Raw genomic sequence first — 24,962 nt, forward strand, 5'->3', positions numbered from 1 at the left:
CGGGCCCCGCCCCGGCCGTCACGCGGTCCGGCGCAGCAGCGTCAGGTGCATCGCGTCCGTACCGTGCACGTGCGGCCACAGCTGCACGTCGTCCCGGTCGCCCAGCGGGATCTCGGCGTCCGGGCGCACCACCGACCGCACCACGGCGGGCGCGTCCAGGCGTTCGACGTCGTCCCGGCGGCGCAGCACGTCCGCCACGACGAGCTGCGTCTCGGCCAGGTGCGGCGAGCACGTCACGTACGCCACCACTCCCCCGGGCCGGACGGCGTCCAGGGCGCTCGTCAGCAGCTCGCGCTGCAGCCCCGTCAGGGCGGCGAGGTCCGACGGCGTCCGGCGCCACCGGCTCTCCGGCCGGCGGCGCAGCGCGCCCAGGCCGGTGCAGGGCGCGTCGACCAGGACCCGGTCGTAGGCACCGGGCTCGTCGACGCCGACCTCGCGGCCGTCGCCGGTGCGCACCTCCTCGACGGCGCCGTCCGGCAGGGCGGCCAGCGCGCCGGCGACCAGGCGGGCGCGGTGCGGGGCCACCTCGTTGGCCACGAGCCGGGCACCGCGCTGCGCGGCCAGGGCCGCCAGGAGAGCCGCCTTGCCGCCCGGGCCGGCGCACAGGTCCAGCCAGCGTGCGTCCGAGCCCTCCAGAGGGGCCGCGGCCAGGGCCAGGGCGACGAGCTGGGACCCTTCGTCCTGCACGCCCGCCAGACCCTCGCGGACCGCCGGGACGCCGGACGGGTCGGAACCCTCCAGCCGCAGCGCGGTGGGCGCCCAGCGGCCGGCGACGAGATCGACGTCGCCCCAGGCGTCCTCGTCGGCGGCGTCCACCAGACCGGGTCGCGCCACCAGGGTGACCCGGGGTGCGGCGTTGTCCGCGGCGAGGAGGTCGCCGATCTCGTCCGCCGGGCGGCCGTTGCCGGCCAGCGCCTCGCGCAGCGCCCGGACGACCCACAGCGGGTGGGACTGGGTGGCGGCGAGGCCCGCGAGGGCGTCGGGCGCCTCCTTCTCGAGCACCGACAGCCACTCGTCCGGCGTGCGCTCCGAGACCCGGCGCAGCACCGCGTTGACCATCTGCGCCGGGCCGGCGCCGACCCGGTTGCGGGCGAGCCCCACGGTCTCCGAGACGGCGGCGTGCACGGGCACGCGCATGCCGAGGAGCTGGTGCGTCCCGAGCCGCAGCACGTCGAGCAGCGCCGGGTCCAGGCCCGGCAGCGGGCGGTCCACGCAGGTGGCCAGGATCGCGTCGTACCGCCCGCGCAGCCGTAGCGTGCCGTAGGTCAGCTCGGTGGCGAACCCGGCGTCGCGGCCGCGGATGCGCCGCTCGCGCAGCAACGGCGGCAGCACCAGGTTGGCGTACGCGTCGGACTCGTCGACCTCGCGCAGCACGTCGAACGCCGCCGTCCGGGCGGGGTCGGTGCGCTTGCGCCGTTCGGAGGGCGCCTGGGAGGTGCGTGACCGGTCGTCGCCGCGGAACCGTGCCGCGGAGCGCTGCCGTCCTGACGCGTTGCGCCGCTCGTCGCCGGCCGCGCGGCCGCCGTCGCGCGAACCGCCGTGTGAACCGCCCTGCGACCCACCCCGGGAGCCGCGGCCGCCGTCGTACCCGCTCATGCGACCACGTCCGTGGCACCCGCCGTGGCGCCCTGCGCGCCGGGCGTCCCGCCCGGCGCCGCGTGCTCCGCCCGAGCGTCCAGCACGAGGCCCGCCTCGACGAGCGCCCGTCCCCCGCCGCGCGCCCAGTCGGGTGCCGGCATGGCCTTCTTGCCCACGGGCCGCACCTCGCCCAGCGCGACCGCGTGCGTGGCCGTGCCCACCAGCACCTCGCGCTTGAGCGCGCGCACCTCGCCGGCACGCAGGTCCACGACGTCGGGCCGCGGCGAGACCGGGCCGATCCCGAGGCGCGAGCCGTCGGGCAGGAGGGTCCACGCGCCGGGTGCGGGCGTGCAGCCGCGCACGAGCCGGTCGACCGCGAGCGCCGGGTCGGTCCAGGTCACCCGGGCGTCCTCCGTGGTGAGCTTGGGCGCGACGGTGATGCCGTCGGCGGGCTGGGGCTGCGGCTGGAGGGTGCCGTCCTCGAGGGCGTCGAGGCTGGCCACGAGGAGCTCGGCGCCGGAGACGGCGAGGCGGGCGAGGAGGTCGCCGGAGGTGTCGGTGGGCCGGATGGTCTCGGTGGTGGTGCCGAGCACGGGGCCGGTGTCCATGCCCTCGTCGAGCAGGAAGGTGGTGGCTCCGGTGATCTCGTCGCCGGCGATGACGGCGCGCTGCACGGGGGCGGCGCCGCGCCAGGCGGGCAGCACGGAGAAGTGCAGGTTGACCCAGCCGAGGCGGGGTACGGCCAGGACGGCGGGGCGCAGGATGTGGCCGTAGGCGACCACGGGCGCGGCGTCGATGTCCAGGTCGCGCAGGCGGGCGACGAACTCGTCGCCGCGGGGGGTGTCGGTGATGACCGGGATCCCGGCCTCCTCGGCCCGGGCGCGCACGGGGCTCGGGGCGAGCTTGCGCCCGCGGCCCGACGGCGCGTCGGCGCGGGTCAGGACGGCGACCACCTCGTGGCGGGAGCGCAGGAGGGCGTCGAGCGAGGCGACTGCGGGTTCGGGGGTTCCGGCGAAGAGAAGACGCACCGGGTCAGTCTAGGTGTGCGGGGTGACCGGGGCGGCGCGACCGGGCACGGGCCGGGGTGTCCGGGTCCGGTCGCGGCGCGGGTACGCGGGCCCGGTGCGGCGGGTGCGGTGCGGCGGGTGCGGTGCGGCGGGTGCGGTGCGGCAGGAGCGGTGCGGCGGGCGCGGGTGATTCGCCCGTCGCGACACCGGTGCGCGCAAGGACGGTCCCTGCCGGGACACAGTCGGGTATCACGTTCCCGGTCACAGGAGGGCCCGCATGCGCCGTCACGAGGATCCGACCGGTCGCCGGGCTGCTGCCCGGGCCGGGTACCGCGCGCTGCTCGTCGTGCCCCTGGTGGCGCTCTGCGCCGTCCTGCCGGCGGGCTGCGGGGCGGACGCCCCGGCGCCGCCGGGCCAGGACATCGGCGGAGCGGGTTTCGCCGAGGTGCTCGCCCTGCCCGCACCGACGGCCGACTACGCCTGGTACCCGGAGTCGGTCACGGCCGCCCTCCCGTCGGTCCGGTACCTCGACGCGGGCGAGGCGCACGCCTCCGAGCTGGCGGCGGTGGGCCGGTTCACGGACTGGGCACAGGGCACGCCGGAGGACCCGAGCCGGGCGATGATCGACCTGCGGTTCGAGGTGGACGAGGTCGTCGACTCGCTGGGTGACCTGGGGCTGGAGGGCCGGGCCGTCACCGTGCACGTGGACGTGGACGGCCGGGCCGACGTCGAGCGGGTGGCCGGGGAGCTGGTCGCGCTCGGCGACGTGGTGCTGTTCCTGACGCACGTCGGCCCGGAGCCGTGGCCGCCACCGGAGTGGGTCATCGTGTTCGACGACGCGTTCCTGGGCGACGTGCACGACGACGGCACGCTGACCTGGCCGGTCGCGGACGCCATCGCGGCTGCCGGACCGGGTGACTCCCGCCCTGAGGCCGATGTGGCCTCCCTCGAGGACCTGCGGGCCGCGGCGCCGTCGGACCTCGTCGTCGACCTCTCCGGGAGCTGATCCGCCCTAGCCGGCCACCGGGAGCCCGAGGGCGCGCAGGTCCCGCCGCAGGGCGCCCGTGTGCGTGAACACGATCCCGTGGAACCCGACGCCGCGGGCGGCGTCCACGTTGACCACCTTGTCGTCCACGAAGACCGCACGCGCCGGGTCGACGCCGAACCGCTCGACGACCAGCTCGAAGATGCGCCGGTCGGGCTTGGCCATGCCCTCGCGGCCGGACACGATCACGTCGTCCATCAGCCCGATGGCGGGCGCCGCGGGCTCGGCGCTGTGGAACGTCTCGGCCTGCCAGTTGGTCAGCCCGTAGAGCCGGAGCCCGAGCTGCTTCAGCTCGGAGACCAGCTCCGCCGACCCGTCGATCGGCCCGGTCAGGGAGAGCTCGTAGTGCTCGACGTACCGGCGCAGATCCTCCACCAGGTCCGGGTGGGTCCGGGCGACGCGTTCGAGCAGCACCGCGTACGGCGTGCCGGCGTCGGCGGCGTGGTTGATCGCCCCGAAGTCCACGGCCTCGAAGAACGCCTCGACCTCGCTCCGCGGCCGGCCCTCGTACGGCCCGAACGGGTCCCAGCCGACCAGCACGTTCCCGAAGTCGTAGACGACGGTGTCGATAGCCGTGTCGACGGCAGGGTAGGTCACGGGGTGGGTCTCGGAGCTCGTGCTCACAGCATCTCCTTCGGGTCGAGCTGGACGCGGACGGTACCGCCCTCGCGTCGCGCGGAACGGACCGCGAGGCTCGTCCTGAGCCTACGGGCCAGCTCGTCGCCCTGGGCCAGAGGCACCCGCAGCACGGTGCGGACGGGCAGGTCCAGCGCCTGCACCCCGCCCCCGCGTGAGCCGCCCGACGGCGCCGCGCCGCCCCGCCCGCCGGGGCCACGACCGCCGTCGGGGTCGATCTCGACCGGACCCAGCACGCCCGACCCCGAGCCCAGGTCCTCGCGGAGACCCACCCGGGCCACGACCGCGTCCACCGCCGCGCGGTCCCCCGTCACCGCGGCGACCCGCACGGCCGGCGGCAGGTGCAGCTCGGCCCGCTCGTCGAGTTCGCGCGCCGCGAAGCCCGCCGGGTCCCAGCGCACCAGGGCCTGCGTGGGACCGGGCGCGCCGTCGCCCACGAGCAGCACCTGCCCGTGCGGTCCCGGGCGGACCAGCGACGCGGCGGCCAGCCAGCGGTGCAGCGCCTCCGTGCCCGCGGCGAGCCCCGTGCCGCCGGTCATCACGGCGGCATCCAGCAGGAGCGCGGTCGCGTACCCGGACGCCGCGACCGGCTCGGCGCCCGGGGTCGCCACGACGAGCGCGGGCGTGGCGGGCACGGAGTCGATCACCCCGCCCGGGGCGGACGCCGACGACAGCCGGACCGGCACCCCCGTGAACGCCCGGCCGAGCTCCTCGGCGGTGCGGGCCGAGCCCACCCGGACCGACCGCAGACCCGTCCACCCGCACTCCGCGCAGCGCCAGCCGCCCGCCAGGCGCCCGCACCACGTGCACTGGGGCGCGCCGTCGGCGTGCGGCAGGCCCAGCGGGCCGTGGCAGTGGGCGCAGCGGGCCGCGACCCGGCACCGCGAGCACGCGACGACGGGCAGGTATCCCGACCGCGGCACCTGGACCAGCACGGGGCCGTTCTCCAGGGCGTCCCGCGCGGCCCGCCACGCCACGGACGGCAGGCGGGCGGCGGCCGCGGCGCCGTCCCGGGCCAGCTCCACGGACGTCAGCGCCCGGACGCGCGGAGCCCGGGCGCGCACGACGTCGCGGGCCGCGGCGAGCTCGCGCGCCCAGCCGGACACGAGCAGCGCCTGCGCCTGTGCCGTCCGCCCCGGGGAGCCCAGCAGGAACGCGGCCCCCTCCCGCTCCGCGCGCAGCGCCAGCACGTCGCGCGCGTGCGGGTACGGTGCGTGGGGCTCGGCCAGGGTCTCCTCGCCGTCGCCCCACAGGACCACGAGGCCGAGATCGGCGACCGGCGCGAACATCGTGGCGCGCGTGCCCACCACCACCCGTGCGGCGCCGCGCAGCGACCGCAGGAACGCGCGGTACCGCGGTGCGGGCCCGTCGTCCGCCAGCAGCCGCACGACGTCGTCCTCGGCTAGGCCCGCGCCCTCCAGCGCCGCGCCCACGCGCGCCGCGTCCCGCGCGTCCGGCACCACGACGAGGGCCCCTCGCCCGCCCGCCACGCACGCGCGGACCGCCTGCGCGACGGCGGCCGCCCAGTGCGGGGTCGCCGCGTCATCGGTGTCCGTGCCCACGCCGGGCAGCGCCGACCACACCGCTCGCGGTGCCTCGCCCGCCAGGATCCGGCGGAGGTACGCCTCCCCGCCGCGGTAGGGGGCCCACGCGGAGACCGGACGCCCGCCGTCGCCGTGCGGGGGTTCCTGGCGGCCGGGCACCGGACCGGACGGTTCCTCGGCCGCCGCCTCCTTCTCGACGCGCGCGTGGCGCGGCGGCACCGCCAGCCGGAGCACGTCGGCCAGGGTGCCCGCGTAGCGGTCCGCGACCGCACGGCAGAGCTCCAGCACCTGGGGCGTCAGCACCCGCTCGCCGGACACCACCTTGCGCAGGGGCACGAGCCGCCCGTCGTGATCGGACGTGGCCAGGCGCGCCACGACGTACCCGGCGACCTCCTGCCGCCCGAACCGGGCCTTGATCCGGACACCGGGCTGCGCGTCCTGGTCCATGGTGGCCGGGACCAGGTAGTCGTACGGCTGGTCGAGGTGCGCCGGCTGCAGGTCGAGCACCACCCGTGCCACCGGGAGCGTCGCGGCGATCGGGATGCCGTTGGTCTCGGCGTTGCCCAGCGGGTCCCTGGCCCGCGGCACGCCGGGCCCGGCGTCCTCGCCCCCGACCTCGTCGAGCCCGAGCAGCGCCTCCTGCTGTGCCGCAACCCTCCCGGCCTGGCTCGTTGCCCCGTTCACGCCCCTATCCCATCACGCGCCACCCACACTCCGCCTCGCCCGGCCGGACCCCTGGGACCGGTGGGCACGGACCGCGGGGGCGGCGTGGGCGCCAGGGCTCAGAACAGGCTCTGCAGGTCGGCCACGCGGTCGGTGCGCTCCCACGTGAAGTCCGGCAGCTCGCGGCCGAAGTGCCCGTAGGTGGAGGTGGCCCGGTAGATGGGGCGCAGCAGGTCCAGGTCGCGGACGATCGCCGCCGGGCGCAGGTCGAACACCTCGGCGATCGCCGCCGTGATCCGGCCCACGGGCACCGTCTCCGTGCCGAACGTCTCGACGTACAGCCCCACCGGGTGCGCCTTGCCGATCGCGTAGGCCACCTGCACCTCGCAGCGTCGCGCGAGGCCCGCGGCGACCACGTTCTTGGCCACCCAGCGCATGGCGTACGCACCCGACCGGTCCACCTTCGACGGGTCCTTGCCGGAGAACGCGCCCCCGCCGTGCCGTGCCATGCCGCCGTAGGTGTCGACGATGATCTTGCGCCCCGTCAGGCCCGCGTCGCCCTGCGGCCCGCCGATCACGAACTTGCCGGTCGGGTTCACGAACTGCTTGGCACCCGACCACTCCAGGCCCGCGGCGTCCAGCACGGGCGCGATCACGGTCTCGGCGACCTCGACGTGCAGCTTCTCCTGGAGCACGTCCGCGTCGTGCTGCGTGGAGAGCACCACGGTGTCCACCACCACGGGGCGGTCGCCGTCGTAGCCGACCGTCACCTGCGTCTTGCCGTCCGGGCGCAGGCCCAGCAGCTCGCCCGACTTGCGGACCGCGGCCAGCCGCTCGGACAGCCGGTGCGCCAGCCAGCCCGCCACCGGCATCAGCGACGGCGTCTCGTCCGACGCGTACCCGAACATCAGGCCCTGGTCGCCCGCGCCCTGCGCGTCCAGCGGGTCGAGGTCGCCGGAGTCGTCCCGCAGCTCCAGCGCCTTGTCCACGCCCTGGGCGATGTCGGGCGACTGCTGCCCGATCGACACCGAGACGCCGCAGGAGTCGCCGTCGAACCCGATGGCGGACGACGTGTACCCGATGCCCCGCACCACGTCCCGCACGATCTGCGGGATCTCGACGTAGGCCTCGGTGGTGACCTCACCCGCGACGTGCACCAGCCCCGTGGTGACCATGGTCTCGACCGCGACGCGGGAGGTCGGGTCCTGCTCCAGCAGCGCGTCCAGGATCGCGTCGCTGATCTGATCACAGACCTTGTCCGGATGACCCTCGGTCACGGACTCGGACGTGAAAAGGCGCAGCTCGCTCATGGGCACCAGCCTACGGTCTCGCACAGCGAACAGTCGATCCTGAAAGGTGAGACGGCGGTCACGGCAGCCGCTTGACCTTCACGAGGGCCGGATCCACACGGTTCGTGCTCATGGCAGCAGCTTGGCGACGGCGTCCCACAGGGCGTCGGCCACCTCGCGCTTGGTCCCGGAGGCCTGCCCGACGACGTCGCCGGCGCCGTCCAGGATGGTCACCTCGTTGCCGTCGGTGCCGAACCCACGGCCGGAACCGACGGCGTTCACCGCGATCAGGTCGGCGCCCTTGCGCCGGGCCTTGGTGCGCCCGTGGTCCAGGACGCTGCCGGAGGCGTCGCCGGTCTCCGCGGCGAAGCCCACGACCACCTGGCCGGGACGCAGCCGCTGGTGCGCGATCTCCGCGAGGATGTCGGGGTTCTCCACCAGCTCGATCGGCCCGGGCCCCTGGCCCGGCACCTTCTTGATCTTCGCGTCAGGCGCGGTCGCGGGCCGGAAGTCCGCCACGGCGGCGGCCATCACCACGACGTCGGCGTCCGCGCCGGCGGCCCGCACCGCGTCACGCAGCTCGGCGGTCGACTCGACCCGCACCACCGAGCAGGACGCCGGACCGGCCCCGGCCTGCCCGGCCGACACCTGGTCGGTCACGTCCTGCGCGAGGTTGGCGGCCACGAGCGTGACCGTGGCACCCCGGTCCAGGGCGGCCTGCGCGAGGGCGACGCCCTGGCGACCGCTCGACCGGTTGCCGATGAACCGCACGGGATCGATGGGCTCGCGGGTACCACCCGCCGAGACGACGACCCGGCGGCCGGACAGGTCCTGCGGGCCGGTCCGCGCGGCGCCCGTCTCCACGAGGGAGAGCGCCTCCCGCGCGATGTCCTCGGGCTCGGGCAGCCGGCCGGGACCGGTGTCCACGCCGGTCAGCCGGCCGGACGCGGGCTCGATCACATGCACGCCACGCTCCCGGAGCGTGGCCACGTTCGCCCGCGTGGCGGGGTGCTCCCACATCTCGGTGTGCATCGCCGGAGCGAGGACCACCGGGCAGCTCGCGGCGAGCAGCGTCGTGGTCAGCAGGTCGTCGGCCCGCCCGGTGGCGGCACGTGCCATGAAGTCGGCGGTCGCGGGGGCCACGATCACCAGGTCGGCGCTCTTGCCCAGCGCGACGTGCTGCACGCCGGGCACGTCGTCGAACACCTCGGTGCTGACGGGCTCGCCCGACAGCGCCTCGAAGGTGGGCGCACCCACGAACTCCAGGGCGGCACGGGTGGGGATCACGCGCACGGCGTGCCCCTGCTCACGCAGCAGGCGCAGCAGCAGGACGGCCTTGTAGGCCGCGATCCCCCCGGACACACCGAGCAGGATCCTCATCGGGACACGTCCATCGCGGGGCCGGACGACCGTGCGACGTGGCCGGTCAGGCCGGGAACTCGGGCAGGGCCTGCTCGGCCTTGGCCGCGGCTGCCGCGTCGGCCTGCGCCTGCACCTCGGCCGGGTCGACCTCCTCGATCGTGAGGAGGCCCTGGTTGATCTCGCGCATCGCGATGGAGAGGGGCTTCTCCTGGTTGCGGGTCTCGACGAGCGGGCCCACGTTCTCCAGGAGGCCCTCGTTGAGCTGCGAGTAGTACGCGTTGATCTGACGGGCGCGCATGGAGGCGTACAGCACCAGGCCGTACTTCGAGTCGATGCGCTCGAGCAGCTCGTCGATCGGCGGGTCGGTGATGCCCTCGGGCGTGGCGACGGTTCCGGCCATGATGAAGCTCCAGAAGTCTCAGTGGTGGGTGGTGACAGAAGAAAGTCCGAGGAGTGAGTCTACCCGCTCCCGCGCACGAAGGCGCCGCTCAGGGGGCACCTCCGCCGCGCCGGGTACGCTCGCCCGCCGCTACCCGGCGACCGGTGTGGTGGACCCCACACCCATCACGGACACCAGCGCGTCCGTGGCCCGGTGCACGTCGTCGTTGACGATCGTGACGTCGAACTCCTTCTCGGCGGCGAGCTCGACGCGCGCCGTGGCGAGCCGGCGCTCCCGCTCCTCGGAGTCCTCCGTGCCCCGGCCCACGAGCCGGCGGACCAGCTCGTCGAAGCTCGGCGGGGCGAGGAAGACGAACCGGGCCTGGAGGCCCGAGGCCGTCACCGCGTCACGCACCTGGCGCGCGCCCTGGAGGTCGATCTCCAGGAGGACGGGGACCCCGGCCGCGAGCTTCTGCTCGACCGGCCTGCGCGGCGTCCCGTACCGGTTACGACCGTGCACCACGGCCCACTCGAGCATCTCGCCGGCCTCGACCATGCGGTCGAACTCCTCCGGCGACACGAACAGGTAGTGCACTCCGTCCACCTCGCCCGGGCGCGGCGACCGGGTGGTCGCCGACACGGAGAGCCAGACCTGCGGATAGCGGTCCCGCACGTCGGCGGAGACCGTGCCCTTGCCCACCGCGGTGGGACCTGCGAGCACGGTCAGCCGTGCGGGTTGTGTCGTACTGATCTCAGCCAAACCTCTCGATGAGCGCCGCCGTCTGGTGCGGTCCGAGGCCTCGGACGCGGCGGGTCTCGGCGATCCCGATCTCTTCCATGATCGCCCTGGCCTTAACCTTACCGACCCCGGGGAGCGACTCGAGCAACGAGACGACCTTGAGCTTGCCCACGACGTCGTCCTGCCGGCCCTGCTCGATGACCTCCTTGAGGGAGCCCTGCGAGTACTTGAGCTTGTTCTTGATCTCGGCCCGTGCGCGTCGCGCCTCGGCGGCCTTCTCGAGTGCTGCCGCACGCTGCTCGGGTGTGAGGGGAGGTAGTGCCACGCAAGTCACCTACTCGTGTCTCGACCGGTCTCCTGGCTCGGACGCCGGTCCTCGCTCGGGCCGGATGCCCAAGTCCGTGACCTGGTCCGCAACCGGTCTGGTGTGAACTGCTGCATCGAAAGTAGCCACCGCCTCAGTGGTCGGCAATCGCAGAACGGCACTTCGTGAAAACTCATGCACCCCGGCTTTGCGGCAATTAGTACATTCCACGTGAAAACGCCCTCGATCCAGATGGATCGAGGGCGTTTTGTCCTGCGGTCGAATGCGGTGCGTGAACCACCGTCACGACGTCTCGCGGACCCCTCACCAGCGCCTCCGGCACCTCGGGGACGCCGCGGCGCGTGTCACCTCGGTGCCGGAGGCGCTACCGCAGCGCGGCCCGGGCCTCACCGGCCACCGCGGCGGCGGCGGCCACCAGGGCGTCCGGGTCCGGCCCCGCGGCGAGCACCGCACGCGAGGACGACGCGAGCACGGCACGCCGGGCGGCACCGAACGTCGTGGCGAGCTCACGCTCCCCCGCGCCCTGCGCGCCCACCCCGGGCGCCAGCAGCGGGCCGTTGACCGCCACCAGGTCGGTGCCGGTGGCCGCCACGGCGTCGCCGATCGTGGCGCCCACCACGAGCCCCACCGACCCCAGCGGCTCGGCACCCGCGTTGAGCACGGCCGCCCGCGCCGCCATCAGGGCCGCGACGGTGGCGCCCCGCGGGGAACCGTCCGTACCGCCCGCCCCGCCGTCGGCGCCGGGAGAGACCGACGTGCGTGCGTGCTGGACCTCGAAGCCCTCCTTGTTGGAGGTGAGGCACAGGACGAACAGCCCGCGGCCCGTCGCGGCCGCCAGCTCGACGGCCGGGTCGAGCGAGCCGAACCCGAGGTAGGGCGACACCGTCAGGGCGTCGCCGGCCAGGGGTGAACCGTCCGCGAGGAACGCCTCGGCGTACGCGCTCATCGTCGAGCCGATGTCGCCCCGCTTCGCGTCCACGATCGTCAGCGTGCCGGCACCGGGGCCCGCCGCACGCGCCGCGGCGATCACCTCCTCCAGGACCGCGACCCCGCGCGACCCGTGCCGCTCGAAGAACGCGGCCTGCGGCTTGAACGCCGCGACCCGCCCGCCGAGCGCGTCCACGACCCGCAGCGAGAACTCCCGCAGGCCCGTCACGTCGTCCGGCAGGCCCCACGCGCGCAGGAGCGACGCGTGAGGGTCGATGCCGACGCACAGGGGCCCGTGGTCGTCCATCGCCGCGGCGAGCCGGGCGCCGAACGGCACCACCGCGGCCGCCGTCACGCGCCCACCGCCACGCGCTCCGCGCCGGCAGCGCCCGCGAGCCGGGCCGCCGTCGCCGCCGTGTGCTCCTGGAGGCTGGCCACCTCGAACGGGCCCGCGAGCACCGCCTCGATGCCCTGCACCGCCGCGGCGAGCTGGTCCACCGTGGTGGCGATCGGCTTGTCGGCCGCCGTCGTGGCCGCCCGGATCTCGTAGCCGTCCGCCCGGGCGCCCTGGCCCGACGGCGAGTTCACCACGAGGTCGATCTGCCCCTCGGTGATCAGTCCCACGACGGTCAGCTCGCCGTCCGGCCCGCGGCCCTCGGTGTGCTTGCGCACCACCGTGGCCTCGATGCCGTTGCGGCGCAGCACGGTGGCCGTGCCCTCCGTGGCCAGCACCTTGAAGCCGAGCTCCACCAGGCGCTTGACCGGGAAGACCACGTGCCGCTTGTCGCTGTCGGCCACCGACACGAACACGGTGCCCGACGTCGGCAGGCCGCCGAACGCCGCGGCCTGCGACTTGGCGAACGCGTGCGGGAAGTCCTTGTCGAAGCCCATGACCTCGCCCGTGGAACGCATCTCCGGGCCGAGCACGGAGTCCACGACCAGGCCCTCGCGGGTGCGGAACCGCTTGAACGGCAGCACGGCCTCCTTGACCGCGAGCGGTGCACCCAGGTCGAGGGTGGCGCCGTCGTGCTCCGGGAGCAGGCCCTCGGCGCGCAGGTCGGCGATGGACTCCCCCACCATGACGCGTGCGGCCGCCTTGGCCAGCGGGGTGCCCGTGGCCTTGGACACGAACGGCACCGTGCGCGACGCGCGGGGGTTGGCCTCCAGCACGTACAGCACGTCGCTCACCAGCGCGTACTGGACGTTGAGCAGACCCTTGACGCCCACGCCGCGCGCGATGGCCTCGGTGGAGCGGCGGATGCGCGCGATCTCGGTCTCGCTCAGCGACACCGGGGGCAGCACGCACGCCGAGTCGCCGGAGTGGATGCCGGCCTCCTCGATGTGCTCCATGACGCCGCCGAGGAACATCTCCTCGCCGTCGAACAGCGCGTCGACGTCGATCTCCATCGCGTCGTCGAGGAAGCGGTCGATGAGCAGCGGCGCGGCCAGGGTGCCGGTCGCCCCGGAGTCCGCGTGCGTGGCCGCCGCGGCCTCGAGCGCGCGCTCGACGTACCCGGTGAGCTGCTCCTCGCTGTACACGATCTCCATGCCGCGGCCGCCGAGCACGTAGGAGGGGCGCACGAGCACCGGGTAGCCGATGCTGTCGGCGACCTCGCGGGCCTGGCCCAGCGAGCGGGCGGTGCCGAACGCGGGAGCCGGCAGGCCGGCGTCGAGCAGGACCTGGCCGAAGATCCCGCGGTCCTCCGCGGCGTCGATCGCCTCGGGGCTGGTGCCGAGGATCGGCAGGCCGGCCTCCGCCAGGCGGCGGGCCAGGCCCAGCGGCGTCTGGCCGCCGAGCTGCACGATGATGCCCTTGACCGGTCCGGCGGCGAGCTCGGCCTGGTAGACCTCCAGGACGTCCTCGAAGGTCAGCGGCTCGAAGTACAGGCGGTCGGACGTGTCGTAGTCCGTGGAGACCGTCTCCGGGTTGCAGTTGACCATGACGGTCTCGTACTTCTCCGCGAGCGCGAGGGTGGCGTGCACGCAGGAGTAGTCGAACTCGATGCCCTGGCCGATGCGGTTGGGCCCGGAACCGAGGATGATCACGGCCTCGCGCTCGCGCGGGGCGACCTCGGTCTCCGCGTCGTAGCTGGAGTAGTGGTACGGGGTCTTGGCGGCGAACTCCGCGGCGCAGGTGTCGACCGTCTTGTAGACGGGGCGCACGCCCAGCGCGTGACGGATCTCGCGGACCGTGGCCTCACCGGCGGGTCCCATGCCGCGCAGGCGTGCGACCTGGGCGTCGGACAGCCCGTGCCGCTTGGCGAGCCGCAGCACGTCCTCGGTCAGGGTGGGGGACGCCGCGACCTCGGCCGCGACCTCGTTCATGAGCTGGATCTGGTCGAGGAACCAGGGGTCGATCTTGGTCGCCTCGAACACGGCCTCCAGCGTGGTGCCGCCGGGCTGCCCGACCGAGCGCAGCGCCTGCTGCACCTGGACCATGCGCTGCTCCGTGGGCCGCTCGATCTCCGTCAGCAGCGTGGCGAGCTCGTCGCCCGTGGGGGCGTCGCCGTCCCAGTGGAACGTCACGCCGCCCTTGTCGATGGAGCGCAGGGCCTTGCCGAGGGCCTCGGTGAAGTTGCGGCCCAGCGCCATGGCCTCGCCCACCGACTTCATGGTGGTGGTCAGGGTGTCGTCGGCGGCGGGGAACTTCTCGAACGCGAAGCGCGGCACCTTGACCACGACGTAGTCGAGCGTGGGCTCGAAGCTCGCGGGGGTCACCTTGGTGATGTCGTTCGGGATCTCGTCGAGCGTGTAGCCGACGGCGAGCTTCGCGGCGATCTTGGCGATCGGGAAGCCGGTCGCCTTGGAGGCCAGCGCCGAGGAGCGCGAGACGCGCGGGTTCATCTCGATGACGATGACGCGCCCGGTGGCCGGGTCGACGGCGAACTGGATGTTGCAGCCGCCGGTGTCGACGCCGACCTCGCGGATGACGGCGATGCCGATGTCGCGCAGCTTCTGGTACTCGCGGTCGGTGAGCGTCATGGCGGGGGCCACGGTGACGGAGTCGCCGGTGTGCACGCCGACGGGGTCGACGTTCTCGATGGAGCAGACGACCACGACGTTGTCGTCCTTGTCGCGCATGAGCTCCAGCTCGTACTCCTTCCAGCCGAGGATGGACTCCTCCAGGAGCACCTCGGTGGTCGGCGAGTAGTGCAGGCCCTGGCCCACGATGCGGCGCAGGTCCTCCTCGTCGTAGGCGAGGCCGGAGCCGAGGCCGCCCATGGTGAAGGAGGGACGCACGACCATCGGGTAGCCGAGCACGCCGGCGGCCGCCAGGGCCTCGTCGATCGTGTGCACGATCTCGGAGCGGGCGGACTCGCCGCCGCACTTCTCGACGACGTCCTTGAACTGCTGGCGGTCCTCGCCCTTCTGGATGGCGGGGATGTTGGCGCCGATGAGCTCGACGTCGTACTTGGCGAGCACGCCGGCCTCGTCCAGGGCGATGGCCGCGTTGAGCGCCGTCTGCCCGCCGAGGGTGGGCAGCAGCGCGTCGGGGCGCTCCTTGGCGATGATCGTGGTGAGGACCTCGGTCGTGATGGGTTCCACGTAGGTGGCGTCCGCGAACTCGGGGTCGGTCATGATCGTGGCCGGGTTGGAGTTGACCAGGATGACCCGCAGGCCCTCCTCCTTCAGCACGCGGCAGGCCTGGGTGCCGGAGTAGTCGAACTCGCAGGCCTGGCCGATGACGATCGGGCCGGACCCGATCACCAGGACCGAGGAGATGTCGTTACGGCGAGGCATCAGTGGTTCTCCTCGGTGTCGTGCGCGGTGGCGGTGGTGGTCGTGAGGGCGGGCGGCCAGGCGGAGGGGTCCGTCATCAGGCCGACGAAGCGGTCGAACAGGTAGGCGGCGTCGTGGGGGCCCGCGGCGGCCTCGGGGTGGTACTGCACGGAGAAGGCCGGCAGGTCGAGGCAGGTCAGCCCCTCCACGACCTGGTCGTTCAGCCCGACGTGGGAGACGACGACGCGGCCGTAGCGGCCGCCGTCGGTCCTGCTGTCGTCGTACGGGGCGTGCGAGATCGCGGGGGCGCCGGACTCGTCGAGCACGGGTGCGTCGACGGCGAAGCCGTGGTTGTGCGCGGTGACCTCCACCTTGGCGGTGGTGCGGTCCAGCACCGGCTGGTTGATGCCGCGGTGGCCGTAGCCGAGCTTGTAGGTGCCGTAGCCCAGGGCACGGCCCAGGATCTGGTTGCCGAAGCAGATGCCGAAGAACGGGATGCGGCGGTCCAGCACCGCGCGCAGCAGCTCGACCTCGTGGCCGGCGGCACCCGGGTCCCCGGGACCGTTGGAGAAGAAGACGCCGCGGGGCGCGCCGTCGGGCAGGTCGGCGAGGACGGCCTCGATGTCGGCGATGGTCACCGACTGCGGCACGACGACGACGCGCACGCCGCGCTCGGCCAGCCGCACCGGCGTCATCGTCTTGATGCCGAGGTCGACGGCCACGACGGTGGCCAGCGGCGTCTGCCCGGCGTGCACGCCGCGGGGCTCCACCGTGTAGGCCTGGGTGGTGGAGACCTCCCGGGCCAGGTCGGCGCCCGCCATCTGCGGGGCGGACCGCACCTCGGCGACGAGCTCCTCGACGGGGCGCGGGTACCCGCCCCGGACCAGGTCCTCGCCCGAGAAGATCCCGGCGCGCATCACGCCCTCCTCGCGCAGGCGGCGCGTCAGGGCGCGCGTGTCGACGTCGGAGATGCCGACCACGCCCTGCCCGGCGAGCTCGTCGCCGAGGGACCGCTGGGCGCGCCAGCTCGAGACGCGGCGCGCGGGGTCGCGCACCACGTAGCCGGAGACCCAGACGCGGTGCGACTCCGGGTCCTCGTCGTTCACGCCGGTGTTCCCGACGTGGGGCGCCGTCATGACGACGATCTGCCGGTGGTAGGACGGGTCGGTGAGCGTCTCCTGGTAACCGGTCATGCCGGTGGAGAACACGATCTCGCCGAACGTGGTGCCGGTGGCGCCGTACGCACGGCCGCGGTAGGTCGTGCCGTCCTCGAGGACGAGCGCTGCCGAGGTGGCTGCGTGCTGAGCTGCGGGTGTCGTCGGGGTGGTCACCGGGCCTCCTGCTGGTACGGGTCGTGCTGAGAGTGCTGGGTCTGGTTCTGCTGGGCGTGCTGGCCCATGGGCTGCTGGGCCGGCGACTGCTGGGCCGGCGACTGCTGGGCCGCGAGCAGGTGCCGGACGGCGTCCACGAGGCCGCCGCGGTCGGTGGCGCGGCGCGTGCGCAGGCCGGTGTCGACCAGGGCCGGCGCGACGCCGTCCGCCTCGGGGACCGCCCAGGTCACCACGACCAGGCCGTCCGCGCCGACGTACTTGCCCGCCATGCCGGGAGCCAGGGTCGCGCTGCGGATCGCGTTCACGGGGACCCACAGGTCGCGAGCCCCGTCGCGCTCGACGAGGATGCCGCCGTCGTGCACCGACACCAGGGCGTTCGAGCGGTCGCCCAGGCCGTGCGCGCCCACCCGTGCGAGCCAGTCGCCGTGCAGCGTCGTGGAGACGTAGACCGCCTCCAGCGGGCCGAGGCGCGCGGGTCCCACGCCCGCGGTGCCCGTGGCGCCGTCGGCGCCGGGCACCGGCGGCGGCACCGGGACGACGGCGGTGGTGCGCTGCGCGAGCCGTCGTCGGCCGATCAGGGTCACGTACAGGACCAGGAACACCGCCAGGGCGACCAGGAGGAGGACGGCCAGGATCTTCATCGGGTGGCTCCTTCGAGGGTCTGGGTGGCGCCGTCCGTGGCCGGCTGGTCGACGACCGCGCCGTCCAGGACGGTCGCGCGGCCCCGCAGGAACGTCGCGACCACGCGGCCCGGCAGCTCGGACCCGGCGAACGGGGTGTTGCTGCTGGCGGTGACCTGGGCGTGGCCGTCGATCACCCGCGTCGCGGCCGGGTCGACGAGGGTCAGGTTGGCGGGCTCCCCGACGGCGATCCGGCGGCCCTGCGTCGCGTCGACCCGGCCGATGCGGGCCGGGTTCTCCGAGAGCACGCGGGCGACGTCGGCCCAGGTCATCCGGCCGGTGTCGACCATGGTCTGCTGGACCACGGACAGCGCGGTCTCCAGGCCCGTCATACCGAAGGCGGCCGAGGCCCACTCGCAGTCCTTGTCCTCGACCGGGTGCGGGGCGTGGTCGGTGGCGACGATGTCGATCGTGCCGTCGGCCAGGCCCTGGCGCACCGCCTCGACGTCGGCGGCCGTGCGCAGCGGCGGGTTGACCTTGTACACCGGGTCGTACTCGCGGGCGAGCTCGTCGGTCAGCACCAGGTGGTGCGGCGTCACCTCGGCGGTGACGTCGATGCCGCGGCCCTTGGCCCAGCGGACGATCTCCACCGAGCCGGCCGTCGACAGGTGGCAGACGTGCAGGCGCGAGCCCACGTGCTCGGCCAGCAGCACGTCGCGGGCGATGATCGACTCCTCGGCCACCGCGGGCCAGCCCGTCAGGCCGATCTGCGCGGAGACGACGCCCTCGTTCATCTGCGCGCCCTCGGTCAGGCGCGGCTCCTGCGCGTGCTGGGCCACGACGCCGTCGAACGCCTTGACGTACTCCAGCGCGCGGCGCATGAGGACCGGGTCGTGCACGCACTTGCCGTCGTCCGAGAAGACCCGCACGCGGGCCGCGGAGTCGGCCATGGCGCCCAGCTCGGCCAGCTTCTCGCCGCCCAGGCCCACCGTGACCGCGCCCACGGGGTGCACGTCCACCCAGCCGGCCTCCTGACCGAGCCGGTAGACCTGCTCGACGACGCCCGCGGTGTCCTGCGTGGGCGTCGTGTTGGCCATGGCGTGCACCGCGGTGAACCCGCCCGCCGCAGCGGCCCTGGTACCGGAGAACACCGTCTCGGCGTCCTCCCGGCCCGGCTCGCGCAGGTGGGTGTGCAGGTCGACGAGGCCGGGCAGGAGCACCTGGTCCTGGGCGGCGACCTCGTGCGCGCCCTCGGGCACCTCGACCGTTCCCGGCGCGCCCAGCGCGGCGACCACGCCGTCCGCGAGCACGACGTCGACCGGGTCCGTGCCGTAGGGACGCACCCCACGCAGGACGTAGGTCGTGGTTGAAGGGGTGCTCACAGGGCGTTCCTCTCGTCGGTGCTGGAAGCTGGGTCGCTGCCGGACAGCAGCAGGTACAGGGCCGCCATCCGCACGGCGACGCCGTTGGCCACCTGCTCCACGATCACGGAGCGGGGGTGGTCGGCGGCAGCCGCCGAGATCTCCAGGCCGCGGTTCATCGGCCCGGGGTGCATCACGATCGCGTGGTCCGGCAGGACGGCGAGCCGCCGGGCGTCGAACCCGAACTTGCGGCTGTACTCCATGGGGCTCGGGAAGAACGACCCCGACCCGCCGGACATCCGCTCACGCTGCACCCGCAGCATCATGACCGCATCCGGCTGCCACTGCTCGAGCGTCTCGTCCAGGTGGTACGAGACCCGGCACGGCCAGGTCTCCACGCCCACCGGCACCAGCGTGGGCGGCGCCACCAGCGTGACCTCGGCGCCGAGCGTGTGCAGCAGGTACACGTTCGAGCGGGCCACGCGCGAGTGCAGCACGTCGCCGACGATCGCGACGCGCAGGCCCGCCAGGTCCGCGCCCACCGAGGTGTCGGTGCCGCGCCCGTCGGGTCCCACGTTGCCCACCAGGTGACGGCGGATCGTGAACGCGTCCAGCAGCGCCTGCGTGGGGTGCTGGTGCATGCCGTCGCCCGCGTTGAGCACCCCGGCGTCGAGCCAGCCCGCGTGGGCGAGCTGGTGCGCCGCGCCCGAGGCCGAGTGGCGCACCACCACGGCGTCCGCGCCCATGGCGTGCAGCGTCAGCGCGGTGTCCTTGAGCGACTCGCCCTTGGACACGCTGGAGCCCTTGGCCGAGAAGTTGATGACGTCCGCCGACAGGCGCTTGGCCGCCGTCTCGAACGAGATCCGCGTGCGCGTGGAGTCCTCGTAGAACAGGTTGACCACGGTGCGCCCGCGCAGCGTGGGCAGCTTCTTGTTCTCGCGCGACTGCGTGGCCGCCATCTGCGCGGAGGTGTCCAGGAGCAGGATCGCGTCGTCCTTGGCCAGGCCCTGGGTGGTCAGCAGGTGCTTCACCGCGCGCCCCCGTTCTCGGTCGTGTCGTCCGCCGGGCTGATCAGCACCGAGTCCGTGCCGCCGTCGACGTCGGACAGGCGCACCCGCACCCGCTCGCTGCGGGAGGTGGGCAGGTTCTTGCCCACGTAGTCCGCGCGGATCGGGAGCTCGCGGTGGCCGCGGTCCACCAAGGCGGCGAGCTGCACCACGCGGGGGCGGCCCAGGTCGTTCAGGGCGTCGAGCGCGGCACGGATGGTGCGGCCGGAGAACAGCACGTCGTCGACCAGGACCACCACCTTGTCGTCGATCGTGCCGCCCAGCCGGCCCGGCAGCACCGTCTGCCCGACGGCACGCGTGGGCTGGCGGCGCAGGTCGTCGCGGTACATCGTCACGTCGAGGGTGCCGTGGTCGCCGTCGAAGCTCGGCTCGATCTGCGCCAGTCGCTCCGCGAGGCGGCGCGCGAGCTGCACGCCGCGCGTCGGGATGCCGAGGAGCAGAAGATCGGCGGCGCCCTTGTTGCGCTCCACGATCTCGTGGGCGATCCGGGTCAGGGCGCGGGCGATGTCGGCCTCACCGAGCACGGTGCGTGCCGCGGTGGAGGTGTCCGCCGGGGCGGCGGCGGCGGGGCTGGTGGTGCCGGGATCCGCGCCATGGCCCGTCGTCGGGCTCGGGGTTGCGCTGGATGCGGGCATGCGGCTGCCAGGGCTCATCTGGCGACCTCCTTCTCCGCCTCACGGGACGGGTTTAAAGGGAGTCTGACAGCCACCACCTTAACCCGCCGGACAGGCGCCGGACGCCGGGTCACCGGCCGACCGGAGGGGCGTTGCTCACACCCCGGCGAGCCGGCCGGCCGGCGAGCGGGTCAGTCGCGGAGCACCGTCGCCGCCAGGCCCGCCGCGAGAGCGACCAGCGCCAGCACCATGCCCACCGTGCCGGGCCAGCCCGCCAGCACGAAGGCGACCCCGCCCAGCCAGCCGAACAGGCTCGACCCCGCGTAGTACGCCAGGTTGTAGACGGCGGCCGCCTGGGTGCGCGCCTGCGGGGCGGCGACCGGGGTCCACCCGCTGGCCACCGCGTGCGCGCCGAAGAACCCGGCGGTGAGCACGACCAGCCCCGTCAGGACCACCGGCAGCCAGCCCGACAGCGTGGCCACCACCCCGAGCGCCATCACACCGGCCGCGACCACCAGGACACGGCGGCGGCCGTACCGCACGACCAGCCGCCCTGTCCGCGCGGAGGACCACGTTCCCGCCAGGTAGGCGAGGAACACGAGGCTGACCACACCGGGCGACAGGCCGAACGGCTCGGCAGCCAGCCGGAAGCCCAGGTAGTTGTAGACAGCGACGAACCCGCCCATCAGCAGCAGACCCTGCGCGTCCAGGACGAGCAGGCGCGGGCTCAGCAGGGCGCCGAGCCGTCCGGCCTCCGGCGCCGGGTGCCCCGGGACGGCGGCGTCGGGCCCGCCGCTCCCCCGGGCCCGCGGGCCGCGGTCACGCGGCGCGAGCCGGACGAACACCCCCGTCGCGACCAGGCACGCCACCGCCACGGCGGCCACCCCGGCGCGCCAGCCGAAGAGCTCGGCGACGCCACCGGAGACCAGCCGCCCCAGCAGACCGCCCATCGACGTGCCCGCGACGTAGGTCCCGGCGGCCCGGGGCACCACCGCGGCGGGGAGCATCTCGGTCAGGTACGCCATGGCCACCGCGGGGACGCCCGCGACCAGCAGTCCCTCGACGAAGCGCCCCGCGACGATCAGGCCGAACGACGGGGCGAAGGGGACGGCGAGCCCGACCACCGTCGCACCCAGCATGGCGACGGTCATCGCGCGCACCCGGCCGACCCGGTCCGCGACCCCCGCCCAGGGCAGCACCCCCACCGCCAGGCCGAGCGTCGCCGCGGAGACGAGCAGCGCGGTCGCCGACGCCGACGTCGCGAGCTCGCGCGCGGCGTCGGGCAGGACGGACTGCGGGGCGTAGAGCTGGGCGAACGCAGCGGTCCCGGCACCGAACAGCGCGACGAGCAGGCGTCGCTCGTCGAACCGTCCGGTACCGGGACCGGTACTCACGCGTGTCGCAGGGTCGTGCGCGTCTCGGACGTCACGCCAGCAGGGTCGGCTTCAGGTCCTTGACCCGGCCGAGCAGGCCGTTGACGAAGGCCGGCGACTCGTCCGTGGACAGGTCACCGGCGAGGTCGACGGCCTCGTCGAGCGCCACGGCGTCCGGCACGTCGTCGTTGAAGAGGACCTCCCACGAGCCGATCCGCAGCAGCGCACGGTCCACGGCCGGCATGCGTGCGAGGGTCCAGCCCTGCGAGTACGTCTCCAGCACCTCGTCGATGCGCTCGCGGTGGGCGACCACGCCCTCCACGATCTCGACCGTGTACTGCGGCACGGCCGCCTCCGTGCGGGGCACGGCCACGCGGTCGGCAAGGAGCTTCAGCGGGTCGATGCCCCGCTGCTCCGCCTCGAAGAGGATGTCGGCGGCGCGCTTGCGCGCCTTGGTGCGTGCGCCCACGTCAGTCGGTGACGCGGCCGAGGTAGTCGCCGGTCCGCGTGTCGACCTTGACCTTGACACCCTGCTCGAGGAACAGCGGCACCTGGATCTCGGCACCCGTCTCCAGCGTCGCCGGCTTGGTGCCGCCCGTGGAGCGGTCGCCCTGCAGGCCCGGCTCGGTGTAGGTGATCTCCAGCACGACCGACGCCGGCAGCTCGATGTACAGCGGGGTGCCGTCGTTGGACGCCAGCATGACGTTCATGCCCTCGAGCATGTAGTCCTTCGCGTCACCGACCGTCGCGGCCGACACGTTGATCTGGTCGTACGTGTCGTTGTCCATGAAGACGAAGTCGTCGCCGTCCATGTACAGGTACTGGAAGTCGCGGCGGTCCACGTTCGCGGTCTCGACCTTGATGCCCGCGTTGAACGTCTTGTCGACGACCTTGCCGGACAGCACGTTCTTCATCTTGGTGCGGACGAACGCGCCACCCTTGCCCGGCTTGACGTGCTGGAACTCGATGACCGTCCAGAGGTTTCCGTCGATCCGGAGCACGGTGCCGTTCTTGATGTCGTTGGAGGTAGCCACGTTCGTCTTCCTGTGTCGGGGAAAGGGTTGCCCAGGGCATGCCGACGGGGAGCCGGCGACTGGGGTGACCGGGCCGGATGATCCAGCCGTGCGATCAAGGGTGTCAAGCAGCAGCGGTCAAGTCTAACGGACGACCTCGGTCGGCTCCGCCTATCCCTGCCCGCTTCGCACGATGATGCCGATCGCGCCTGCGACGATCATGAGTACCACCGAGACCGGGTAGTAGGTCAGCGCCCGTCGAATGTGCGCATGCTTCTGGACCGAGATCTCAGCCAGGTTCTTGACCTGGATCCAGGCCTCGCGACGATCGTCCTCCTTGGTCGCCGCCACAAGGTCGTCGACTGACGCGTCGACGATGTCCGGAAGGGAGTATCTGGAGAAGCCTCGCTGCTTCATGCGCGGCCGAAGCGACAGCACGAGATGCATGCCCGCGACCCCGCAGAAGATGATCGCCGCGGCACCGATGAGCGCACCGGCCAGCGCAAGCCACGCCCCTGGCGCGAGCGCCTGGTACAACGGGATGGCCGGCGTCCCGACGCCGAAGGTGAGAGCAATCGCCGCGACCAGGACGCTTGTCTTGACGTCCGCGTTGGTGATGGTGAGCTGGAGCATCGACTGAACAAACTGGGCGTCGGCCGCACTGCCGCTCTGGTCCGGCATCCGAGTCAGACGGCTTGCGTCGCGCTGTGCCCGTCCCGCACCCCACCAGCTCATCCAGCCTCCCGACCTCGTAAAACGTCGCCATGTGAGCGTACCGACCTGCCCGAAGGATGCACACCGACCTCCCCCTGTTCGATCCCACCGGATCAAGCACATGGCTTACCTTCCCCACAGTGAAGGCATATCCTTAATAGATGTTCACCGTCATCGGCGACATCGTCGGATCACGCAATCTGAGCGACCGCGCACAGGCGCAACGCTCGGTCGTCACGACCCTGTCTCGAGTAGGCGCGTCCATCCCCGTCGCCCAGCGCCTTGAACCGACGTTCGGCGACGAGATCCAGGGCGGGTTCCAGACGATCGCGCACGCGACCCTCGCGACTTTGCTGATCCGGCTCGAACTGGCCTGGCTCGCACATCCCCCGCCCCGGTCTGCTCAACAGGACACCAAGACACCCGATCTGATCGTCATGCGATTCGGAATCGGCCAAGGAGACGTCCGCGTGTTCGAGATCGACACCCAGCCCATTCGACAGGACGGCCCCGGCTGGCACACCGCGCGCGACGCGATCGACGCGCTCGGGAAGAAGGCCGGCACGAGGTACGTCGGACCAGAGAACGCCGGGGCGCCCTCACAAGCAGCAGTCAACGCGTTCCTCATTGCGCGCGACGGTCTCGTCGATACACTCAACCACCGCCAACAGCGGATGCTCCTTCGTGCCCTGCATGGCGATTCACAGAAGGCCATCGCGGAGCTGGAGGGCATCTCGGAGTCGGCGGTGAGCCAGGCGTTCGCGAGGGGCGTGAGTGCCGTTCGGGACGCGCAATGCTTCTTCGGAAAGGCGTGATGCTCGAATGGCAGCCCTCGGAGCGTTCCTCGCGGCACTGGGCGTGGCAGACGCCTTCCGGGACACCAGCACCGTCAGCATCTCGTCGACACGGCGCTACGCCGCGCTTGCCGTCGGCGTGGTCACTCTCGCAGCACTTCTGGCAGCGGGTGGAACCTCTGCGGCCTCCATGATCACCCTCGGCATCCCGCTGAGCCTGCTCCTGGCCGTCTGGGCCCTTCTCGACCCGATCGCGACTGCGATCGGCAAGGCGACGGCCCGCGGTGCAGCATTCCTGGCAATCGCCACGGGGACCGTCGCCGCACTCCTCTTCGCAGACGATGCCGCGGTCGCCTGGCCCACCTGGGTGCCCGGCCCGCTGTCGACGTTCTCGCCGTCGCAGGTGATTCTCGTTGCCGGAATAGCAGTTGCCCAGGTCTCGACAGCAAACGTCCTGGTCCGCTTGATCCTTGAAGCCGTCAATGTGCCGACCAAGGAAGGTTCCGACCGTCTTCGGAGCGGGCGTGTCCTGGGACCGATGGAACGCCTGTTCATCGTGGGCCTTGGCCTTGCAGGCAATCTCACCGCCGCGGCGGTGGTCGTGGGGGCCAAAGGGCTGCTGCGGTTCCCGGAGCTCGCAGCCAGCGAATCCAGCGCACGAGCGGCGTCGCCGATCATCATCCAGACATCCGCGAAGGGCACCGCTGGCATGCCGACAGACCCAGGCACGGCCGCGCCGATCCACCAAGGCCCCAACCCGGTCACCGAATACTTCCTCATCGGCAGCTTCGCCAGCTGGCTCATCGCGCTTGCCGGACTTGGCCTCGCGATGCTCGTCCTTGGTTAAGTCTTGTACTTAATT

Annotated in this window: 23 protein-coding genes; 3 read left to right on the plus strand and 20 right to left on the minus strand. The window is 73.4% G+C overall.

All coding sequences use genetic code 11. The annotated features are described in order from the left end of the window. Nucleotides 1–18: 18 nt before the first annotated feature. Complete coding sequence (locus tag ACO229_RS09185) at nt 19–1,596, minus strand: RsmB/NOP family class I SAM-dependent RNA methyltransferase (protein WP_423464650.1); 1,578 nt, start codon at nt 1,594–1,596, stop codon at nt 19–21. Next, complete coding sequence (gene fmt / locus ACO229_RS09190) at nt 1,593–2,606, minus strand: methionyl-tRNA formyltransferase (RefSeq protein ID WP_423464652.1); 1,014 nt, start codon at nt 2,604–2,606, stop codon at nt 1,593–1,595. The genes ACO229_RS09185 and fmt overlap by 4 nt, the downstream gene beginning before the upstream one ends. 256 nt (nt 2,607–2,862) lie before the next feature. Here fmt and ACO229_RS09195 point away from each other — a divergent pair, with 256 nt between their 5' ends. Then, the gene (locus ACO229_RS09195; RefSeq protein WP_397418213.1) at nt 2,863–3,591 is read left to right on the plus strand and encodes a hypothetical protein; all 729 of its coding nucleotides are present in this window, start codon (nt 2,863–2,865) and stop codon (nt 3,589–3,591) included. Between the two features lie 6 nt (nt 3,592–3,597). Here the strand turns inward: ACO229_RS09195 and ACO229_RS09200 are convergent, their stop codons facing one another. The 18 genes from ACO229_RS09200 to ACO229_RS09285 all read right to left on the minus strand — a co-directional run bounded on the left by ACO229_RS09200 (nt 3,598) and on the right by ACO229_RS09285 (nt 23,225). Then, nucleotides 3,598–4,254: an HAD family hydrolase gene (locus ACO229_RS09200; protein WP_423464653.1), complete on the minus strand. Its 657-nt coding sequence runs from the start codon at nt 4,252–4,254 to the stop codon at nt 3,598–3,600. Next, complete coding sequence (locus ACO229_RS09205; protein WP_423464655.1) at nt 4,251–6,494, minus strand: primosomal protein N'; 2,244 nt, start codon at nt 6,492–6,494, stop codon at nt 4,251–4,253. The genes ACO229_RS09200 and ACO229_RS09205 overlap by 4 nt, the downstream gene beginning before the upstream one ends. Before the next feature lie 98 nt (nt 6,495–6,592). After that, on the minus strand, nt 6,593–7,783 hold the full coding sequence (gene metK / locus ACO229_RS09210) for a methionine adenosyltransferase (RefSeq protein ID WP_397430268.1): 1,191 nt from the start codon (nt 7,781–7,783) through the stop codon (nt 6,593–6,595). A 108-nt stretch (nt 7,784–7,891) separates the two neighbouring features. Continuing rightward, the gene (gene coaBC / locus ACO229_RS09215; protein WP_423464656.1) at nt 7,892–9,142 is read right to left on the minus strand and encodes a bifunctional phosphopantothenoylcysteine decarboxylase/phosphopantothenate--cysteine ligase CoaBC; all 1,251 of its coding nucleotides are present in this window, start codon (nt 9,140–9,142) and stop codon (nt 7,892–7,894) included. Nucleotides 9,143–9,188: 46 nt separating this feature from the next. Next, nucleotides 9,189–9,524, minus strand: coding sequence for a DNA-directed RNA polymerase subunit omega (gene rpoZ, locus ACO229_RS09220; protein WP_397418228.1), 336 nt, complete (start codon nt 9,522–9,524; stop codon nt 9,189–9,191). 129 nt (nt 9,525–9,653) lie between these two features. Further along, nucleotides 9,654–10,223, minus strand: a complete 570-nt coding sequence (gene gmk / locus ACO229_RS09225) for a guanylate kinase (RefSeq protein WP_397418231.1) — start codon at nt 10,221–10,223, stop codon at nt 9,654–9,656. 31 nt (nt 10,224–10,254) lie between these two features. Then, nucleotides 10,255–10,566, minus strand: a complete 312-nt coding sequence (gene mihF, locus ACO229_RS09230; RefSeq protein WP_119145571.1) for an integration host factor, actinobacterial type — start codon at nt 10,564–10,566, stop codon at nt 10,255–10,257. 364 nt (nt 10,567–10,930) lie between these two features. Continuing rightward, nucleotides 10,931–11,848: an orotidine-5'-phosphate decarboxylase gene (gene pyrF / locus ACO229_RS09235; protein ID WP_423464658.1), complete on the minus strand. Its 918-nt coding sequence runs from the start codon at nt 11,846–11,848 to the stop codon at nt 10,931–10,933. Next, on the minus strand, nt 11,845–15,234 hold the full coding sequence (gene carB / locus ACO229_RS09240) for a carbamoyl-phosphate synthase large subunit (RefSeq protein WP_423464659.1): 3,390 nt from the start codon (nt 15,232–15,234) through the stop codon (nt 11,845–11,847). Before carB ends, pyrF begins: the two co-directional genes overlap by 4 nt. After that, nucleotides 15,234–16,544 (minus strand): glutamine-hydrolyzing carbamoyl-phosphate synthase small subunit, encoded by a 1,311-nt coding sequence (gene carA / locus ACO229_RS09245; RefSeq protein ID WP_423464661.1) that lies wholly within the window; start codon nt 16,542–16,544, stop codon nt 15,234–15,236. The genes carB and carA overlap by 1 nt, the downstream gene beginning before the upstream one ends. After that, the gene (locus ACO229_RS09250) at nt 16,541–17,185 is read right to left on the minus strand and encodes a hypothetical protein (protein ID WP_423464662.1); all 645 of its coding nucleotides are present in this window, start codon (nt 17,183–17,185) and stop codon (nt 16,541–16,543) included. Before ACO229_RS09250 ends, carA begins: the two co-directional genes overlap by 4 nt. After that, on the minus strand, nt 17,182–18,546 hold the full coding sequence (locus ACO229_RS09255) for a dihydroorotase (protein ID WP_423464664.1): 1,365 nt from the start codon (nt 18,544–18,546) through the stop codon (nt 17,182–17,184). Before ACO229_RS09255 ends, ACO229_RS09250 begins: the two co-directional genes overlap by 4 nt. After that, the gene (locus tag ACO229_RS09260; protein WP_397418249.1) at nt 18,543–19,556 is read right to left on the minus strand and encodes an aspartate carbamoyltransferase catalytic subunit; all 1,014 of its coding nucleotides are present in this window, start codon (nt 19,554–19,556) and stop codon (nt 18,543–18,545) included. The genes ACO229_RS09255 and ACO229_RS09260 overlap by 4 nt, the downstream gene beginning before the upstream one ends. Beyond that, entirely contained in the window at nt 19,553–20,245 is a 693-nt protein-coding gene (gene pyrR, locus ACO229_RS09265; RefSeq protein WP_397430261.1) for a bifunctional pyr operon transcriptional regulator/uracil phosphoribosyltransferase PyrR, read from the minus strand. Before pyrR ends, ACO229_RS09260 begins: the two co-directional genes overlap by 4 nt. Before the next feature lie 152 nt (nt 20,246–20,397). Continuing rightward, a complete protein-coding gene (locus ACO229_RS09270) occupies nt 20,398–21,600 on the minus strand; it encodes an MFS transporter (RefSeq protein WP_423464665.1) in 1,203 nt (400 codons plus the stop codon). A 31-nt stretch (nt 21,601–21,631) separates the two neighbouring features. Then, nucleotides 21,632–22,048, minus strand: coding sequence for a transcription antitermination factor NusB (nusB, locus tag ACO229_RS09275; protein WP_397418255.1), 417 nt, complete (start codon nt 22,046–22,048; stop codon nt 21,632–21,634). 1 nt (nt 22,049) lies between these two features. Then, on the minus strand, nt 22,050–22,613 hold the full coding sequence (gene efp / locus ACO229_RS09280) for an elongation factor P (protein WP_397418258.1): 564 nt from the start codon (nt 22,611–22,613) through the stop codon (nt 22,050–22,052). A gap of 150 nt (nt 22,614–22,763) precedes the next feature. Further along, nucleotides 22,764–23,225, minus strand: coding sequence for a Pycsar system effector family protein (locus ACO229_RS09285; protein WP_397430259.1), 462 nt, complete (start codon nt 23,223–23,225; stop codon nt 22,764–22,766). A gap of 242 nt (nt 23,226–23,467) precedes the next feature. Between ACO229_RS09285 and ACO229_RS09290 the strand changes: the two genes are divergently transcribed. After that, nucleotides 23,468–24,121: a hypothetical protein gene (locus ACO229_RS09290; RefSeq protein ID WP_423464666.1), complete on the plus strand. Its 654-nt coding sequence runs from the start codon at nt 23,468–23,470 to the stop codon at nt 24,119–24,121. Between the two features lie 7 nt (nt 24,122–24,128). Then, nucleotides 24,129–24,947, plus strand: a complete 819-nt coding sequence (locus tag ACO229_RS09295) for a hypothetical protein (protein ID WP_397430257.1) — start codon at nt 24,129–24,131, stop codon at nt 24,945–24,947. Nucleotides 24,948–24,962: the final 15 nt, after the last annotated feature.

Origin of the sequence: Promicromonospora sp. MS192 (assembly GCF_049532985.1) — a bacterium.
Classification (GTDB): domain Bacteria; phylum Actinomycetota; class Actinomycetes; order Actinomycetales; family Cellulomonadaceae; genus Promicromonospora.

Excerpts from the sequence above, each read along its gene's own strand:
- coaBC (WP_423464656.1), bottom strand. The coding sequence starts at position 9,142 with ATGAGGATCCTGCTCGGTGTGTCCGGGGGGATCGCGGCCTACAAGGCC.
- ACO229_RS09250 (WP_423464662.1), bottom strand. The coding sequence starts at position 17,185 with ATGAAGATCCTGGCCGTCCTCCTCCTGGTCGCCCTGGCGGTGTTCCTG.
- ACO229_RS09195 (WP_397418213.1), top strand. The coding sequence starts at position 2,863 with ATGCGCCGTCACGAGGATCCGACCGGTCGCCGGGCTGCTGCCCGGGCC.
- rpoZ (WP_397418228.1), bottom strand. The coding sequence starts at position 9,524 with ATGGCCGGAACCGTCGCCACGCCCGAGGGCATCACCGACCCGCCGATC.
- carB (WP_423464659.1), bottom strand. The coding sequence starts at position 15,234 with ATGCCTCGCCGTAACGACATCTCCTCGGTCCTGGTGATCGGGTCCGGC.
- metK (WP_397430268.1), bottom strand. The coding sequence starts at position 7,783 with ATGAGCGAGCTGCGCCTTTTCACGTCCGAGTCCGTGACCGAGGGTCAT.
- ACO229_RS09285 (WP_397430259.1), bottom strand. The coding sequence starts at position 23,225 with ATGCTCCAGCTCACCATCACCAACGCGGACGTCAAGACAAGCGTCCTG.
- ACO229_RS09290 (WP_423464666.1), top strand. The coding sequence starts at position 23,468 with ATGTTCACCGTCATCGGCGACATCGTCGGATCACGCAATCTGAGCGAC.
- pyrR (WP_397430261.1), bottom strand. The coding sequence starts at position 20,245 with ATGAGCCCTGGCAGCCGCATGCCCGCATCCAGCGCAACCCCGAGCCCG.
- ACO229_RS09185 (WP_423464650.1), bottom strand. The coding sequence starts at position 1,596 with ATGAGCGGGTACGACGGCGGCCGCGGCTCCCGGGGTGGGTCGCAGGGC.
- ACO229_RS09295 (WP_397430257.1), top strand. The coding sequence starts at position 24,129 with ATGGCAGCCCTCGGAGCGTTCCTCGCGGCACTGGGCGTGGCAGACGCC.